Source organism: Streptomyces sp. HUAS TT7 (assembly GCF_051550175.1).
Classification (GTDB): domain Bacteria; phylum Actinomycetota; class Actinomycetes; order Streptomycetales; family Streptomycetaceae; genus Streptomyces.
In genome coordinates, this window is the sequence record NZ_CP196175.1 from 6,069,493 (window position 1) to 6,085,000 (window position 15,508).

A 15,508-nucleotide genomic window follows, 5' to 3' on the forward strand; every position below is an offset into this window, starting at 1 on the left:
GGGTATGCGCGACCGGGCATCAGTGGTGGCCGGGGGCGCTGGTCAGTTCGTCGTCCAGGGCCGCGTCCGCGGGGTCCACCGGGAGTTCGGCGGTCACCCGGAAGCCGTTGCGGGGGACGGGGCCCGCGGTCAGCGAACCGCCCGCCGCGGCGAGGCGTTCGGTCAGACCCTTGAGGCCCGTGCCGCCGATGCGCGGGGTGGGGGCGGGAGCCGCGGGCGCGCCCTTGCCGTTGTCCGTGACCGTCAGGGTCACCCGCTCCGGAGTGCCCTCGACCACGATCTCGCAGCGGCTCGCGGCACTGTGGCGTACGACGTTGGTGACCGCCTCGCGCACCACCCAGCCGAGCAGCGCCTCGGCCTGCGCGGGCAGCGGCGGGCCCGACTGGCGTACCAACGGCTCCACTTCGGCCGCGCTCAGCGCCGAGCGGGCCCGGTCGAGCTCGGTGGCGAGGCTGCCCTCGCGGTAGCCGGTCACGGCCTCGCGGATCTCGGTCAGGGCCTGGCGGCCGACCGACTCGATGTCGGCGACCTGGCCGAGCGCCGCGTCCAGGTCGCGCCGGGCGATCCGGCGGGCCGCCTCCGACTTCACCACGATCACGGACAGGGTGTGGCCGAGCAGGTCGTGCAGATCGCGGGAGAAGCGCAGGCGCTCCTTCTCGACCGCCGTACGGGCCAACTCCTGCCGGGTGTCACGCAGTTCGCGGACCGTCTCGGAGAGGGAGAGCAGGGCCGAGATCACCAGGCCCGACAGGAACGTGCCGTACGCGATGGTCATGTTGTCCCAGGGGTCGCCCGTCTTGATCCCCGAGATCACCCCCACCGAACCCGCCAGCGCGATGATCACGAAGCCGAGCCGGCGGTCCCGCACTGCCGCGCCGCAGGCCAGCGAGGCCAGCGGGAAGAAGAGCAGCCAGACGCCGCCGTAGCCGATCCCCATGGCATAGGTGACGGCGACGAGCGCGCCGAGCAGCACGAGGGTCGCCCGCTCGTCGCGCCGCTGCTTGTCAAGGGCGCGGAAGGCGACCTGCGCGTACAGGACGGCGAAGGCGACGATGCCGAGGCCGCCGAGCCAGGGGTGGGCCACCGTGCCCTTGACCACTTGGACGACGGCGCCGGTGCCCATCAGCAGCCACGGCAGAAAGGTGTAGCCGTTGGCGGGCGGGCCGGGGAACTCGTCGGCCTTCTCGCCCCGCGGCGGCAGCTTCGGCAGCAGTGATGGCAACGTGTTCTCCCCGTACTGACGGTTCGTCTGGTGGTGCGTCCGGTGGTTCATGCGCTCACGCGGTCCGTGCGGACCGACGGTAGGAGACCACGGCGTACGAACCGAAGACCACCAGCCAGGCTGCCATCAGGGCGATGGTGGCCGCACCCGGGGCGTGGCCCTGCGAGGTGGCCCAGCCGAGGTCGGCGAAGCGGTGCGTCGGAGTGTACTCGGCGATGTGGCGCAGCCAGCCGGGGAAGGCCGAGACCGGGAACCACAGGCCGCCGAGGATCGCGAGCCCCATCAGGCAGGCCACGTTGACCACGCCGGTGGCCTGCGCGGAGAGCCGGTAGCCGTTGCCGAGGCCCAGCATCGTGAAGGGCAGCGCCCCGATCCACAGGAGCAGCGTGAGGGCGCCCCACTGCCAGGAGTCCAGGCGCACGCCGTTGACCAGCGCGCCGGACAGGAACACGGCCAGGATGCCGGGCAGCACGGTCACCGAGCCGCTGATCGCCCGCCCGGTCACCACCCGGGTCGGCGGGAGCGGGGCGATCCGCATCTGCCGCAGCCAGCCGATCGACTTGTCCGAGGCGACCCCGGTCCCGACGCCCAGGGCCGCGCCGAGGGCGCCGTACGCCGCCATGCCGATCATCGACGAGATCTTCCAGTCGGCGTCGTTGTTCTGGCCGCCGCCGATGTTGGTGAAGAGCAGATACATCAGCACCGGCATCCCGATGCCGAAGGCCACGAAGGAGGCGTCACGGAGCGTGCGCCGCATCTCCAGCTTGATGTACTCGAACATCAGACGGTCTCGCTTTCGCGTGCGGTGAGGGAGAGGAAGGCGTCTTCGAGGCTGGCCGGGGCGACTTCGAGGCGGCGTACGGCGCCCATCGCGGCCAGGGCGACGACGGTGGCGTCCGAGTCGTCGGTGCGCAGCCGGGCCCGGTCGCCGTGGATCTCGACGGCGGCCACGCCGGGCAGCAGGGACAGGCCCTCGGTCGGCATGCCCGCGAGGTCGAAGGAGACGAGGCTGCCGCCGGCCGCCCGCTTGACGGTCTCGCCCGGCCCGTCGGCGACGATGCGGCCCTGATCGATGACGACGATGCGGTCGGCGTTGTCGTCGGCCTCTTCGAGGTAGTGGGTGGAGAACATGACCGTGTTGCCGCGGTCGGCGTAGGTGCGCATCGACTCCCAGAACGCGCGGCGCGCCTCGACGTCGAGCGCGGCCGTCGGCTCGTCGAGCAGCAGCAGTTCGGGGTTTCCGGCGAGCGCCATCGCGAACCGGACCCGCTGGGTCTGGCCGCCGGAGAGCTTGTCGACCCGGCGGTCACCGAACTCGGTGAGCCCGGCCAGCGCGAGCGCCTCGGCGACCGGCATCGGCTTCGGGTACATGCTGCCGATGAAGAACACCAGCTCGCGCACAGTCACCCGGGGGATCGGGCTGCCCTCCTGGAGCATCGCCCCCACCAGGCCGGCCCGTACCGCCTGCTCCGGGGTCCGCCCGAAGATCCGTACCTCGCCCGCGTCGGGCTCGTTCAGGCCGAGCAGCAGGCTGATGGTGGTGGACTTGCCGGCCCCGTTGCGGCCGAGCAGTGCCACGGTCTCGCCGCGCCCGATGGTCAGCTCGGCCCCGTTCACGGCCCGGACCGCCCCGTAGGACTTGACCACCCCGCTGAAGCGGACCGCGGTCGCGTCGCTGTGTGTCGTCGTCTGCGTCATGTCGGAGACGCTACGGAGCGGGGAGGGTCCCGCCCCAGATGCGCTTGTACGGAGCTGGGCAGGACAAATGTCCTGGGGCACCCCCGTCGAAAGTGGCACGGGGCCGCCCCGCCAGCAGATCTGACGCAACGTCAGGAGCCTTCACAACTGCCGGGGCGTGCGCTATACCTAGGGGCCATCGGCCTAGAACGCGTTCTAGAACGAAGAACGGGTCCTCGGTCCGGTCCAGTACGACCTCGGTGCGGCCGACGGTGCGGACGGCCGCACCGAGGTCTTTTCCCGTGCCCGCACAACGCTCAAGGAGCAGCATCCACATGCCCATTGATGCCGCGAAGGCGGTCGCCGCCGAGCCCCGGTCCACCGAGATCACCTGGGACCACAAGGACGTACAGCTCTACCACCTGGGGCTCGGGGCGGGCGTTCCTGCTGTCGATCCCGACGAGCTGCGCTACACCCTGGAGTCCAGGCTGCACGTGCTGCCGTCCTTCGCGACCGTCGCGGGCGCCGGCATGGGTGTGGTCGGCGGGCTCTCGGCGCCGGGCATCGACGTGGACCTCGCGGCGGTGCTGCACGGCGGCCAGGCCATCACCCTGCACCGGCCGATTCCCGTACGCGGCAGGGCCACCTCGACCTCCAGGGTCGCCGCCGTCTACGACAAGGGCAAGGCCGCCATCCTGGTCCTGCGCACCGAGGCCGCCGACGCGGACGGGCCGCTGTGGACCAGCGACGCGCAGATCTTCGTGCGCGGCGAGGGCGGCTTCGGCGGGGACCGGGGGCCCTCCGCCCGCGTCGAACAGCCCGACCGGGCCCCGGACCACACCGCCCGGCGCCCGGTCCGCGAGGAACAGGCGCTGCTCTACCGGCTTTCGGGGGACTGGAACCCGCTGCACGCCGACCCCGACTTCGCCAAGCTCGCCGGCTTCGACCGGCCGATCCTGCACGGGCTCTGCACGTACGGCATGACGCTCAAGGCCGTCGTGGACACGCTGCTCGGCGGCGATGTGACCCGGGTGCGCTCGTACGCCACCCGCTTCACCGGGGTCGTCTTCCCGGGCGAGACCCTGCGCATCCGGATGTGGTCGGGGCCCGGCCGCGTCCAGGTGTCGGTGACGGCCGTCGAGCGGGACGACGCGCCGGTCCTCTCCGACACGGTCGTCGAACACAACTGAGCTTTCTCATCCGGTACTTGAGGGGACTTCGAGGGGAGCCGCACCATGCGCGCAGCCGTACTGCACGAGATAGGCCAGGACAAGCTCGACGTGGTCGACGACATGGAGGCGACCGGCTTCGGCCCCGGGAAGGTCAGGCTCCGCGTCCGTGCCACGGGCCTGTGTCACTCCGACCTCTCGGCGATGAGCGGCGTGCTTCCGCAGCCCGCGCCGTTCGTGCCGGGACACGAAGGGGCCGGGGAGGTCATCGACGTCGGCGACGGGGTGACCGGCCTCAAGCAGGGCGACCGGGTCCTGATGTGCTGGCTGCCCGCGTGTGGCGCGTGTCCGTCCTGCAAGCGGGGCCAGACCCAGCTGTGTCTGGCCGGCTTCATGAACGCCGGGACCCCCAACTTCAGGCGGGCCGGCGGCGACGTGTTCGGCTTCGCGGGCACCGGCACCTTTGCGGAGGAGGTCGTCGTCGCGGCGGGCTGCGCGGTCCCGATCCCCGACGACGTGCCGTACGAGATCGCGGCCCTGATCGGCTGCGGCGTGACCACCGGGCTCGGCGCGGCCATCAACACCGCGAAGGTGGAGGCGGGTTCGTCCGTGGCCGTCATCGGCTGCGGCGGGGTCGGCATCTCCACCATCCAGGGCGCCCGGGTGCAGGGCGCGGCCCAGATCGTCGCGGTCGACCCGGTCGCGTCCCGGCGCGAGGCGGCGCGGGGGTTCGGCGCCACGGAGGCGGTCTCGCCCGAGGAGTTCGCCGACGCCAAGCAGCGCGTCACCGCGGGCGAGGGCTTCGACTACGTCTTCGAGGTGGTCGGCCGCTCGGCGACCGCCCGCACCGCGTACGAGAACACCCGGCGCGGCGGCACCCTGTGCGTGGTCGGCGCGGGCGCCATGGACGACTTCTTCCAGGTCAACATGTTCGAGCTGTTCTTCGACGAGAAGCGCATCCTGCCGTCCATGTACGGCGGCGGCGACGTGCTGCGCTCCTACGAGCGGGCCATCGCGCTGTGGCGGGCGGGCCGCATCGACCTGGAGAGCCTGATCACCCACCGGGTGCAGCTCGCCGGGATCAACGACGCCCTCGACCAGATGCGCAGCGGCGAAGCCCTGCGCACATGCATCGAGATCTGATCCATCCGACTGCGAGAGGATCCAACCGGCATGGCAGCACTGCCACTTGAAGGTCTGTCCGCGATCGTCACCGGGGCCGGACGCGGGCTCGGCCGGGCCGAGGCGCTCGAACTCGCCCGGCTCGGCGCGGCCGTCGTCGTCAACGACTTCGGGCAGCCCGGGCGGGACGGCTCGGGCCAGGCGTCGAAGGGCCCCGCCGAGGAGGTCGCCGCCGAGATCCGCGCCGCGGGCGGGCGGGCCACCGCCCACACCGGGGACGTGGCCGACCACCAACAGGCCCGCGAACTGGTCCAGTTGGCGATCGACACGTACGGCAAGCTCGACATCCTGGTCAACAACGCGGGCATCCTGCGGGACCGGATGATCTTCTCGATGAGCGAGGCCGAGTGGGACTCGGTGATCCACGTGCACCTCAAGGGACACTTCAACACCACCCACTTCGCGGCCGCGCACTGGCGTGAGCGGTCCAAGGCGGCGGGCGGCCCGGTCTACGGCCGCATCGTCAACACCTCCTCGGAGGCCTTCCTCGCCGGTTCCGCGGGTCAGCCCAACTATGCGGCGGCCAAGGGCGGCATCGTCGGCCTCACCACGTCCACGGCCCTCGCGCTCGGCAAGTACGGGGTCACGGCGAACGCGATCTGCCCGCGGGCCCGTACGCGCATGACCGAGGACGTGTTCGCAGGATTCAACGAGCCGGGGGAGGGGCAGCTCGACCCGCTGGCGCCCGAGCACGTCTCGCCGCTCGTCGGCTATCTGGCATCCCCCGCCGCCGCCAAGGTCAACGGGCAGCTCCTGGTGGTGCACGGCGGCATGGTCGCGATCGTCGAACGCCCCAGGGTGGCCGCCAAGTTCGACACCGCGAAGGAGGTCTTCTCGTACGAGGAGCTCGACGAGCTGATCTCCCCCTACTACGAGGACAGGCCCCCGAACGAGACCTTCGCGGCGGCCGAGGTGCTCGGACTCAAGCACGGCTGAGGGCACAACGGTTGAGGCAAAGAGGAGAGGCCCCCGGGGTGAACCACCCCGGGGGCCTCTCCTCTTCCGCGTGCTCAGGCGTTGCTGCCCGCGGTCTCCTCGCGCCGGTGGCGTCCGTGGGCCGGCGTCGCCGAGTCCTCGGTGGAGGCCGCCCCGCCCCGGTGCCTGCCGTTGCTCTCGGTCCCGGTACCCGTCTCCTGCGGACGGGTGTCGGTCTGGTTGGACATGAGCTGTGGTCACCCCGTAGTCGTCTTCACTGTGCCTCGTACAGGGCGCCGATTCTAACGATCTCCTGACAATGGCCGACGGCCGGTCAGAGGTGCCTGCCCCAGCGGTACGGGCTTGGCCGCGGCGGGCTTGGCGGGCGACGGCGGCGGGGCGGCCGGGGCAGGTGCCGGGTCCGGCGGCGCGGGCAGGTCGAACAGCGCGCACGGGGTCGTGTCCGTGACGTACGGAAGCCTCAGCACCCCCTCCGGCGTCCAGAGCCCGGCGCCCGCCAACCACCCCTGCGGTGCTGCCAGTTGATGAAGGTGGCGGCCCGCCGGGCGCCAGATGCCGACCCAGGTGCCGCCCGCCGCGTCGATGCGCAGGGCCACCGCGCAGGACTCCGGCGTGAGGACCTGGCCCGGCTGTATGGCGAACGGGGTGACCGCCGCGTCCGCCAGGCGCAGGCATTCCGGGAAGCGGACCGGGAGCGCGGAGCCGAGCACGCCCCAGCCGAGCCGGTCGTGGCCCGGGGCGTCCGAGCGGATCATGAGGAGCCCGCTGTCGGCGTCGGCGAGCAGCAGCCGGTCGTCGCTGCCCTCGGTGATCTGGAGCAGCTCCGTGACCTCGCCGCCGCGTTCCAGGTCGACGGCCACGGCCTTGGTGCGGCCGTCCAGTTCGCGGTCCAGGGAGAGCATCCGGCCTGTGCGGTCCAGCCACGCCCCGCCCGAGCAGCGCCCCTTGACGCGGGCGACCAGCTCGGGGCCGAACGCGCCGCCCGCCACCAGCCACAGCGCCGTGCGGTCCGGACCCACCGCGAGCGCGTAGGCGCAGCTGCCGTCCGGGGACGGTGGGAGCAGCGTGAGGGCGCCCTCCCCGGCGTCGATCGCGCCGAGCGGCAGCTCGCCGGTCGCGGGTCCGGTGGGGTAGAGCAGCGCGAAGGCGTGCCGGTCGGCGACCCTGCGGTGGATGAGCACCCGGCCGTCCGCCATGGGCAGCACCCCGGCGTCGGGCTCCTCCGGCTGGTTGCCGGGGAGCGGCACCGCGTACGGCTCGGGGCCGTCGAGCGTCCAGCGCTCGGGGAACCAGGCCGCCCCCGCCCCCGCGTCGCGCACCAGCCTCGCGGCGTAAGAACCGTTCGCGGTGATCGCGAATCCCGTACTCCTGACCGCGCCGCCCTCGGCAGCGGTCTCGATGGCCAAAGCCGTCATCAGATGGCTCACCTCCGGCCCCCGAAGCTAGTTTTCGCACTTCCAGCCGAACAACGCGAGACCACTCGCTTCACACCAAAGGGTGGCTGTCGGGCGATTCGCCTGTGTAGGGGGAGACGGGTGTGCAGGAACGGTTTATGTAAGGTTAGGCGTGCCTAAGCCGCGCTGGCCGGATGTTTTCGGCCGGCGAACCCCCGCCGTACAGGAGCCTGTGATGTCCCTACGCCGCCGCGGCACCGCCGCCGTAGCCCTCGCCGTGGCCGCCGGGCTCTCCCTCGCGGCCTGCGGAAGCAGCGACAGCGGGGACAAGCCGTCGGCGGCGGCCTCGGGCAAGGCGGACGCGGGCGGCAAGAAGTCCGTCGCCCAGGGCGGCAAGGACTTCGCGGCGGCCGCAGACAAGACGGCGAAGATGGGCACCGAGGCGGCGCCCGGCCGGTTCCCGCGCACCGTCAACCACGCCATGGGATCCACCGAGATCAAGGCCCAGCCCAAGCGCGTCGTCGTCCTCGACGTCGGCGAGTTCGACAACGTCGTGTCGCTCGGCATCCAGCCCGTCGGCTACGCCCCCACCGAGGGCGACGAGGGCATCCCCAGCTACCTGAAGAAGGGCGCCGGCGATCCGAAGAACGTCGGCACGATCAACAGCCTCAACCTGGAGGCGATCGCCGCGCTCAAGCCCGACCTCATCCTGGGCAGCCAGCTGCGCGCCGCCGACAAGTACAAGGAACTCTCCAAGATCGCCCCGACGGTCTTCTCGATCCGCCCCGGCTTCCCGTGGAAGCAGAACTATCTGCTGAACGCGGCCGCCCTCGACAAGACCGCGGACGCGAAGGCGAAGCTCGCCGCGTGCGAGACGAAGGCCAAGCAGCTCGGGACCGACCTCGGCGCGAACAAGCCGACCGTCACGATGCTCCGCTACATGCCGGGCAAGGTCCGCCTGTACGCGAAGGCCTCCTTCATCGGCACGATCCTGGACGACGCCGGAATCCCGCGCCCCAAGAACCAGCAGGCCGTCGACCTGGCGACCGAGGTCGGCCCGGAGACCATCGACCAGGCCGACGCCGACTGGATCTTCACCGGCGTCTACGGCGACCCGAAGAAGTCCAAGCGGGACAGCGCCGAGTCGAACCCGCTGTGGAAGAACCTGAAGGCCGTCAAAGCCGGGCAGGCCAAGGACGTCAAGGACGAGACCTGGTACCTCGGCCTCGGCGTCACCGCCGCCGACTCCGTCCTGGACGACCTGCACGGCTTCCTCGTCAAGAAGTAGCCCCCGGCGGCCGACCCGGCGGGGTGTGGAGCGCAGGTAACCTGTCTCCGTGCCCCGTCTGTCTGAAGTCATCGCCGCGCTCGACGCCCTCTGGCCGCCCGAGCGGGCCGAGGGGTGGGACGCCGTCGGCACCGTCTGCGGCGACCCGGACGCCGAGGTGCACCGGGTCCTGTTCGCCGTCGACCCCGTCCAGGACATCGTCGACGAGGCCCTCAAGCTGGGCGCCGACCTGATCGTCACCCACCACCCGCTCTATCTGCGCGGCACCACCACGGTCGCCGCCGGCCACTTCAAGGGCCGCGTGGTGCACACCCTGATCAAGCACGACATCGCCCTGCACGTCGCGCACACCAACGCCGACACCGCCGACCCGGGCGTGAGCGACGCCCTCGCGGGCGCGCTCGACCTGCGGGTCGTACGGCCCCTCGTGCCCGACGCGAGCGACCCGTCGGGCCGCCGCGGCCTCGGCCGGGTCTGCGAGCTCGACCCCCCGATGACGCTTCGGGAGTTCGCCGCCCGCGCCGCCGCCCGGCTCCCCGCCACCTCGCAGGGCATCCGCGTGGCGGGCGACCTGGAGGCGACGGTGCGTACGCTCGCGGTCAGCGGCGGCTCCGGCGACAGCCTCTTCGACGCCGTACGCGCCTCGGGAGCCGACGCCTTCCTCACCGCGGACCTGCGCCACCACCCGGTCTCCGAGGCCACCCAGCACTCACCGCTCGGCCTGGTCGACGCCGCGCACTGGGCCACCGAATGGCCCTGGTGCGAGCAGGCCGCCGCCCAGCTCGACGAGATCTCCGACCGCCACGGCTGGGACCTGAGGGTCCACGTCTCGAAGACGGTCACCGACCCGTGGTCCGCCCACCACACCTCCCCTTCTATTGATGGAGCCCCCAACTGAACGCCGCGCCCGCCGACCAGATCCGCCTTCTCGACGTACAGGCGCTGGACGTCCGCCTGTCACAGCTCGCCCACAAGCGGAAGTCGCTGCCCGAGCACGCCGAGATCGAATCGCTGAACAAGGACCTCACGCAGCTGCGTGACCTCCTGGTCGCCTCGCAGACCGAGGAGAGCGACACCGCCCGCGAGCAGACCAAGGCCGAGCAGGACGTGGACCAGGTGCGCCAGCGCGCCGCCCGCGACCAGCAGCGCCTCGACTCGGGCGCCGTCTCCTCGCCGAAGGACCTGGAGAGCCTGCAGCGCGAGATCGCCTCGCTCGCCAAGCGCCAGGGCGACCTGGAGGACGTCGTCCTCGAAGTCATGGAGCGCCGCGAGGCCGCCCAGGAGCGGGCCGCCGAGCTGACCGAGCGCGTCTCCTCCGTACAGGCCAAGGCCGACGACGCGACGGCCCGCCGCGACGCCGCCCTCGGCGAGCTCGACACCGAGTCCGCCTCGGTGACCAAGGAGCGCGAGATCGTCGCCGGCTCCGTCCCGGCCGACCTGCTCAAGCTGTACGACAAGCTCCGCGAGCAGCAGGGCGGCGTCGGCGCGGCCCGCCTCTACCAGCGCCGCTGCGAGGGCTGCCGCCTGGAGCTCAACATCACCGAGGTCAACGAGGTCAAGGCGGCCGCTCCCGACACGGTCCTGCGCTGCGAGAACTGCCGCCGCATCCTGGTGCGCACCTCGGAATCGGGTCTGTAAGTGCCTGACGCGGTACGGCAGTTCGTCGTCGAGGCCGACGGCGGCTCCCGGGGCAACCCGGGTCCCGCCGGCTACGGCGCGGTCGTCCTCGACCCGGCGACCGGCGAGACGCTCGCCGAGGCCGCCGAGTTCATCGGCGTCGCCACGAACAACGTCGCCGAGTACAAGGGGCTCATCGCGGGGCTGCGCGCCGCGCGGGAGCTCGACCCGGCGGCGCGGGTGCGGGTCCGCATGGACTCCAAGCTCGTCGTCGAGCAGATGTCGGGCCGCTGGAAGATCAAGCACCCCGACATGAAGCCGCTCGCGGCCGAGGCCGGGCGCATCCTGCCGTCCTCGCAGGTGTCGTACGAGTGGATCCCGCGCGAGCGGAACAAGCATGCCGACCGGCTCGCCAACGAGGCGATGGACGCGGGCAAGCGGGGCCGGCAGTGGGAGCCGTCGGCATCCACGGCCGACCTGTCCGCCGACGCGAGTGCGGCTCGGGTGGTCGGCGACGCTGCGGCGGGCGCGGCCAGGGCGCGGGCGGCGCTGGTGCAGGGGAGGGGAGCGGGGGCTTCGGCGTCCGTTCCAACTTCCCTACCGGACAAGGTGGTTGAGGCCGCGCCGACCGTGGGCTGGGGGGCGTCGGCGGATCTGGGCGCGCCCGCCACGTTCGTACTGCTCCGTCATGGCGAGACGGCGCTGACGCCCTTCAAGCGGTTCTCCGGCAGCGGCGGAACCGACCCCGAGCTGTCGGCCGTCGGGCGCGGCCAGGCCGAACGGGTCGCCGCCGCGCTCGCCGAGCGCGGCACCGTCCAGGCGATCGTGTCGTCCCCGCTGCGGCGGTGCCGCGAGACGGCGGCGGCCGTGGCGGCCCGGCTCGGGCTCGACGTCCACATCGAAGAGGGCCTGCGCGAAACGGACTTCGGGGCGTGGGAGGGGCTGACCTTCGCGGAGGTCCGCGAGCGGTACCCGGACGACCTCGACGCCTGGCTCGGCTCCGCGAAGGCGGCCCCGACCGGCGGCGGCGAGAGCTTCGCGACGGTCTCGCGGCGCGTCTCGGCGGCCCGCGACCGGCTGATCGCCGCGTACCCCCGGCGCACGGTGCTCGCGGTGACCCATGTGACCCCGATCAAGACCCTGGTGAGGCTGGCCCTGGGGGCGCCACCGGAGTCCCTGTTCCGGATGGAACTCTCGGCGGCGTCGTTGTCGGCGGTGGCGTATTACGGGGATGGCAATGCGTCGGTGCGGTTGCTGAACGATACGGGGCACCTGCGGTAGGGCTCTGCGACTGAGTGCGGGCCCACTGGGGGTCTTCGCGCAGTTCCCCGCGCCCCTCAACCCGCTTTCGGCCGCGGGCCGCGCTTGGTTGCTCGCGCAGTTCCCCGCGCCCCTTAGCCTGCTTTCGGCTGCGGGCCGGTGCGGGCTTTTTGCGCAGTTCCCCGCGCCCCTGGCAGCGTTGGTGCTGGCCCGCAGCGGCATCTTCAGCCTGTCCGGCGTTTGAGGACGAGCGCCCTTCAGGCGCGAACGGGGTCTGGGGCGGAGCCCCAGGAAAACTGGCTTCCCCCTTTTCCAACCCCCGGCGGGTTTCGGGGAGGGGCGGGGTGGGGGCATCCCGGGGTCTGGGGCGGAGCCCCAGCAGCCCCGCGCACCCCGTACGTCAGCGGGCCCGCAGCCCCGCGGCCTCGCGGGCCAGGGTTTCGACCCGGGGCCAGTCGCCGGTGGCGATCGCTTCCTGGGGCAGCATCCAACTTCCGCCTACGCAGCCCACGTTCGGCAGGGCCAGGTACGCGGGGGCCGAGGTGGGCGAGATGCCGCCGGTCGGGCAGAAGCGGGCTCGGGGGAGCGGGGCCGAGAGGGACTTGAGGTAGGCCGTGCCGCCCGCCGCCTCGGCCGGGAAGAACTTCATGTCCGTCACGCCCTGTTCGAGCAGCGCGACGACCTCCGACGCCGTCGAGACCCCGGGCAGGAACGGGACGCCGGACGCCTTCATCGCGTCCAGGAGGCCGGAGGTCCAGCCGGGGCTCACCAGGAAACGGGCCCCGGCGTCCACCGCGTCACGGACGCCGCCCGGCGATATCACCGTGCCCGCCCCGACCACCGCGTCCGGCACCTCGGCCGTGATCGCCCGGATCGCATCCAGGGCGGCCGGCGTGCGCAGGGTCACCTCGATCGCCGGGAGCCCGCCCGCCACCAGCGCCCGCGCCAGCGGCACGGCGTCGGCGGCGTCGTCGATCACCACGACGGGGACGACGGGGGCGAGATCCAGGACGGAGGCGTGGGCAGGGGAGGGCCCGGCGGAGGACGTCATGCGCCCATCCTGCCGAGGGTGTGTGGAGCGTGCAACGCGCGTTGCGCATGCTGCAATGGATGTCGCTCCGGGCTAGTGAATCTGCGTCACGACCACGTCCAGGGACCAGGCGCGGCCCGCCTTGGCTGGCGGCTCGCCCTCGACCACGTAGCCGAGGTCGCGCAGCGCCGTCACAAGCCCGGCGGGGTCGGCCGGGTCGGCCCCGGCGGTGAGGAGGTCGCGTACGAGCCGGCCCTTCGTCGCCTTGTTGAAGTGGCTGACGACCGACCGCTTCTCCACGCCGTCGACGATCTGGGAGTGCAGCACCCGCACGGTGGCCGTGCGGCCCGCGACGGCGCCCTTCGGCTTCCAGGCGGCGGCGTACGCGGAGGAGCGCAGGTCCAGGACCAGGCCCTCGCCCGCGGCCTCCGTCATGACCGGGTCCATCACGGTCCGCCAGTACGCCCCGAGCGCGCCCAGGCCCGGCAGCTTCACGCCCATCGAGCAGCGGTAGGAGGGAATCCGGTCGCCGGTGTGGACGGCGCCCCACAGCCCCGAGAAGACGAGCAGCGCCTGCGCCGCGCGGCGCTTGGCGGCGGCGTCCAGGGTGGCCAGGTCGAGGGCGTCGTACAGGACGCCGGTGTAGATCTCGCCGGCCGGGCGGGTGCCCGCGGTGCGCAGCTCGACGTTCTTGGCGACCTCGCCGCGCAGGCCCTCGCTGAGCCCGAGCACCTCGCGGGCCTTGTCCTCGTCACCGACGCACAGCTCGACGAGCTCGTCGAGCACGGCCGCGCGGGCCTCGGCGAGCCCCGGCAGCGACAGCGACTCCGCCTTCAGGGGCACCCCGCGCCCCGAAGCGGCCTTTCCTTCGGAGGGCGGCAACAGCACCAGCACGGCGATTCTCCTTCTTGTACGTACGGGGAGGGGGTGCGGCCCCTCGCGCCAGAGTAACCCTGGCCCGCACCCGCCCCGGCCGGCCCTTCCCCGCAGGGGGTTGAAGGCCCCTGGGGCTCCGCCCCAGACCCCGTTCGCGCCTGAAGGGCGCTCGTCCTCAATCGCCGGACAGGCTGAAATGCCCCGATGCGGGCCAGCACCAACCCTGCCAGGGGCGCGGGGCTGGGACATTTGCGGCTCCGCCGCGATGGGGGAGCGACCGGCAGTGCTGGGCGCCCTTCAAGGGCGCGGGGAACTGCGCGAAGCCCCGGCGGGCCCACACCCGAATAACCGCCCCCGAAGCGCGCGGCAAGGGAAAACATGCCCCACCCCCCACCCCCTCGTACGCTCGGGGCATGCCCCGCCGCCACCTGCACGTGACCGGCGCAGCGGAGGCCCCGCTGCGGGCCGCGCTCGCCGCGCTGCGTACCGCGCTCGACGTCCCTCCGGAGTTTCCGGCCGACGTCATCGCCGAGGCGGAGCGCGCGGCCGCCGCGCCCCGCCTTCCCGCCCACGACGCGACCGGCATCGAGTTCTTCACCATCGACCCGCCCACCTCCACCGACCTCGACCAGGCCATGCACTTGGAGCGCAGGCCGGGCGGCGGATACCGGGTGCACTACGCGATCGCCGACGTCGCCGCGTTCGTCACCCCGGGCGGCGCCCTGGACGCCGAGGCGCACCGCCGCGTGACCACCCTCTACTTCCCCGACGAGAAGACCCCCCTGCACCCCGCCCTCCTCTCCGAGGGCGCCGCGAGCCTGCTCCCGGACCGGACCCGCCCGGCCCTGCTCTGGCAGATCGATCTCGACGCCGACGGCGCGACCACCGCCACCGACGTACGCCGCGCCCTGGTCCGCAGCCGGGCCAAACTCGACTACGAGGGCGTCCAGAAGCAGATCGACACCGGCACCGCACCCGAGTCCCTCGCCCTGCTCCGCGACATCGGCGCCCTGCGCGAACAGCAGGAAGTCGCCCGCGGCGGCATCTCCCTCAACGTCCCCGAGCAGGAGATCGTCGAGCACGACCACCGCTACGACCTCACCTACCGCGCCCCGCTGCCCGCCGACGGCTGGAACGCCCAGATCTCCCTGCTCACCGGCATCGCCGGCGCCCAGCTGATGCTGGCGTACGGCACCGGAATCCTGCGCACCCTGCCCAGCGCCCCGGACGGCGCGGTCGCGAGGCTGCGCCGCTCGGCGAAGGCGCTGCACATCGACTGGCCGCACCACGTCCCGTACGCCGCCGTCGTCCGCTCCCTCGACCCGCGCGAGCCGAACCACGCCGCCTTCCTCCAGGAGTGCACGACGCTGCTGCGCGGGGCCGGGTACACCGTGTTCACCGGCCACGCCGAGCCCGAGCTCGCCGTCCACGCCGCGGTGGCCGCCCCGTACACCCACTGCACGGCCCCGCTGCGCCGCCTCGTCGACCGGTACGCCGGTGAGCTCTGCCTCGCCGCGGTGGCGGGCCAGGACCCGCCCGAGTGGGTCGCCACCGCGCTGGCGGAGCTCCCCAAGGAGATGGCTCGGGGCACGAGCCGGGCCAACACCGTGGAGCGCGAGTGCGTGGACATCGTCGAGGCGGCGCTGCTCAAGGACCGGGTGGGCGAGGTGTTCGACGCGACGGTCGTCGACGTGAAGGAACAGCAACCGGCCGTCGGCACCGTCCACTTGGCCGACCCGGCGGTGGTGGCCCGCATCGAGGGCGGCGACAAGCCGCTCCCGCTCGGCGAGCGCCTCAGGGTCCGCCTGACCCAGGCCGACCCATGCACCACGAAGATCCTGTTCGCCCCTGCCTGAG

15 protein-coding genes are annotated in these 15,508 nt (G+C 72.7%); 8 read left to right on the top strand and 7 right to left on the bottom strand.

Annotated elements, in window-relative coordinates; translation table 11 throughout:
• Window positions 1–19: 19 nt before the first annotated feature.
• From ACSHXC_RS27315 to ACSHXC_RS27325, 3 genes are read right to left on the bottom strand one after another with little or no spacing between them, the layout of a single operon-like run.
• Window positions 20–1,273 (bottom strand): histidine kinase, encoded by a 1,254-nt coding sequence (locus tag ACSHXC_RS27315; protein WP_438294121.1) that lies wholly within the window; start codon window positions 1,271–1,273, stop codon window positions 20–22.
• Between the two features lie 4 nt (window positions 1,274–1,277).
• Entirely contained in the window at window positions 1,278–2,003 is a 726-nt protein-coding gene (locus ACSHXC_RS27320; RefSeq protein WP_438294122.1) for an ABC transporter permease, read from the bottom strand.
• Entirely contained in the window at window positions 2,003–2,920 is a 918-nt protein-coding gene (locus ACSHXC_RS27325) for an ATP-binding cassette domain-containing protein (RefSeq protein WP_438294123.1), read from the bottom strand. Before ACSHXC_RS27325 ends, ACSHXC_RS27320 begins: the two co-directional genes overlap by 1 nt.
• Before the next feature lie 314 nt (window positions 2,921–3,234).
• Here ACSHXC_RS27325 and ACSHXC_RS27330 point away from each other — a divergent pair, with 314 nt between their 5' ends.
• Genes ACSHXC_RS27330 through ACSHXC_RS27340 form a run of 3 tightly spaced genes read left to right on the top strand, consistent with a single transcriptional unit; the run spans window position 3,235 to window position 6,186 of the window.
• Window positions 3,235–4,089 carry a MaoC/PaaZ C-terminal domain-containing protein gene (locus tag ACSHXC_RS27330; protein ID WP_438294124.1) on the top strand — a complete coding sequence of 285 codons (855 nt, stop codon included), beginning with the start codon at window positions 3,235–3,237 and terminating at the stop codon, window positions 4,087–4,089.
• Between the two features lie 45 nt (window positions 4,090–4,134).
• A complete protein-coding gene (locus tag ACSHXC_RS27335; protein WP_438294125.1) occupies window positions 4,135–5,211 on the top strand; it encodes a Zn-dependent alcohol dehydrogenase in 1,077 nt (358 codons plus the stop codon).
• A gap of 30 nt (window positions 5,212–5,241) precedes the next feature.
• Window positions 5,242–6,186 (top strand): 3-oxoacyl-ACP reductase, encoded by a 945-nt coding sequence (locus ACSHXC_RS27340; RefSeq protein ID WP_438294126.1) that lies wholly within the window; start codon window positions 5,242–5,244, stop codon window positions 6,184–6,186.
• Between the two features lie 74 nt (window positions 6,187–6,260).
• Here ACSHXC_RS27340 and ACSHXC_RS27345 read toward each other — a convergent pair whose 3' ends face one another.
• Entirely contained in the window at window positions 6,261–6,413 is a 153-nt protein-coding gene (locus ACSHXC_RS27345) for a hypothetical protein (RefSeq protein WP_438294127.1), read from the bottom strand.
• Between the two features lie 54 nt (window positions 6,414–6,467).
• The gene (locus tag ACSHXC_RS27350; protein ID WP_438294128.1) at window positions 6,468–7,601 is read right to left on the bottom strand and encodes a hypothetical protein; all 1,134 of its coding nucleotides are present in this window, start codon (window positions 7,599–7,601) and stop codon (window positions 6,468–6,470) included.
• Between the two features lie 214 nt (window positions 7,602–7,815).
• Between ACSHXC_RS27350 and ACSHXC_RS27355 the strand changes: the two genes are divergently transcribed.
• Genes ACSHXC_RS27355 through ACSHXC_RS27370 form a run of 4 tightly spaced genes read left to right on the top strand, consistent with a single transcriptional unit; the run spans window position 7,816 to window position 11,766 of the window.
• Window positions 7,816–8,868 (top strand): ABC transporter substrate-binding protein, encoded by a 1,053-nt coding sequence (locus tag ACSHXC_RS27355; RefSeq protein WP_438294129.1) that lies wholly within the window; start codon window positions 7,816–7,818, stop codon window positions 8,866–8,868.
• Between the two features lie 49 nt (window positions 8,869–8,917).
• A complete protein-coding gene (locus ACSHXC_RS27360) occupies window positions 8,918–9,766 on the top strand; it encodes a Nif3-like dinuclear metal center hexameric protein (RefSeq protein ID WP_438294130.1) in 849 nt (282 codons plus the stop codon).
• On the top strand, window positions 9,763–10,506 hold the full coding sequence (locus tag ACSHXC_RS27365; RefSeq protein ID WP_438296864.1) for a zinc ribbon domain-containing protein: 744 nt from the start codon (window positions 9,763–9,765) through the stop codon (window positions 10,504–10,506). The genes ACSHXC_RS27360 and ACSHXC_RS27365 overlap by 4 nt, the downstream gene beginning before the upstream one ends.
• Window positions 10,507–11,766: a bifunctional RNase H/acid phosphatase gene (locus ACSHXC_RS27370; RefSeq protein ID WP_438294131.1), complete on the top strand. Its 1,260-nt coding sequence runs from the start codon at window positions 10,507–10,509 to the stop codon at window positions 11,764–11,766.
• Between the two features lie 379 nt (window positions 11,767–12,145).
• Here ACSHXC_RS27370 and eda read toward each other — a convergent pair whose 3' ends face one another.
• Both eda and yaaA read right to left on the bottom strand, forming a co-directional pair.
• A complete protein-coding gene (eda, locus tag ACSHXC_RS27375) occupies window positions 12,146–12,796 on the bottom strand; it encodes a bifunctional 4-hydroxy-2-oxoglutarate aldolase/2-dehydro-3-deoxy-phosphogluconate aldolase (RefSeq protein WP_438294132.1) in 651 nt (216 codons plus the stop codon).
• 72 nt (window positions 12,797–12,868) lie between these two features.
• Entirely contained in the window at window positions 12,869–13,669 is an 801-nt protein-coding gene (gene yaaA, locus ACSHXC_RS27380) for a peroxide stress protein YaaA (protein WP_438294133.1), read from the bottom strand.
• A 395-nt stretch (window positions 13,670–14,064) separates the two neighbouring features.
• On the opposite strand from yaaA, the gene ACSHXC_RS27385 reads away from it, so the two are divergent.
• A complete protein-coding gene (locus tag ACSHXC_RS27385) occupies window positions 14,065–15,507 on the top strand; it encodes an RNB domain-containing ribonuclease (RefSeq protein WP_438294134.1) in 1,443 nt (480 codons plus the stop codon).
• The last annotated feature ends 1 nt before the right edge of the window (window position 15,508 follow it).

Bases quoted from the DNA above. Each gene is read 5' to 3' on its own strand.
- ACSHXC_RS27315 (WP_438294121.1), bottom strand. From the start codon at position 1,273: ATGAACCACCGGACGCACCACCAGACGAACCGTCAGTACGGGGAGAAC.
- ACSHXC_RS27320 (WP_438294122.1), bottom strand. From the start codon at position 2,003: ATGTTCGAGTACATCAAGCTGGAGATGCGGCGCACGCTCCGTGACGCC.
- ACSHXC_RS27325 (WP_438294123.1), bottom strand. From the start codon at position 2,920: ATGACGCAGACGACGACACACAGCGACGCGACCGCGGTCCGCTTCAGC.
- ACSHXC_RS27330 (WP_438294124.1), top strand. From the start codon at position 3,235: ATGCCCATTGATGCCGCGAAGGCGGTCGCCGCCGAGCCCCGGTCCACC.
- ACSHXC_RS27335 (WP_438294125.1), top strand. From the start codon at position 4,135: ATGCGCGCAGCCGTACTGCACGAGATAGGCCAGGACAAGCTCGACGTG.
- ACSHXC_RS27340 (WP_438294126.1), top strand. From the start codon at position 5,242: ATGGCAGCACTGCCACTTGAAGGTCTGTCCGCGATCGTCACCGGGGCC.
- ACSHXC_RS27345 (WP_438294127.1), bottom strand. From the start codon at position 6,413: ATGTCCAACCAGACCGACACCCGTCCGCAGGAGACGGGTACCGGGACC.
- ACSHXC_RS27350 (WP_438294128.1), bottom strand. From the start codon at position 7,601: ATGACGGCTTTGGCCATCGAGACCGCTGCCGAGGGCGGCGCGGTCAGG.
- ACSHXC_RS27355 (WP_438294129.1), top strand. From the start codon at position 7,816: ATGTCCCTACGCCGCCGCGGCACCGCCGCCGTAGCCCTCGCCGTGGCC.
- eda (WP_438294132.1), bottom strand. From the start codon at position 12,796: ATGACGTCCTCCGCCGGGCCCTCCCCTGCCCACGCCTCCGTCCTGGAT.
- ACSHXC_RS27385 (WP_438294134.1), top strand. From the start codon at position 14,065: ATGCCCCGCCGCCACCTGCACGTGACCGGCGCAGCGGAGGCCCCGCTG.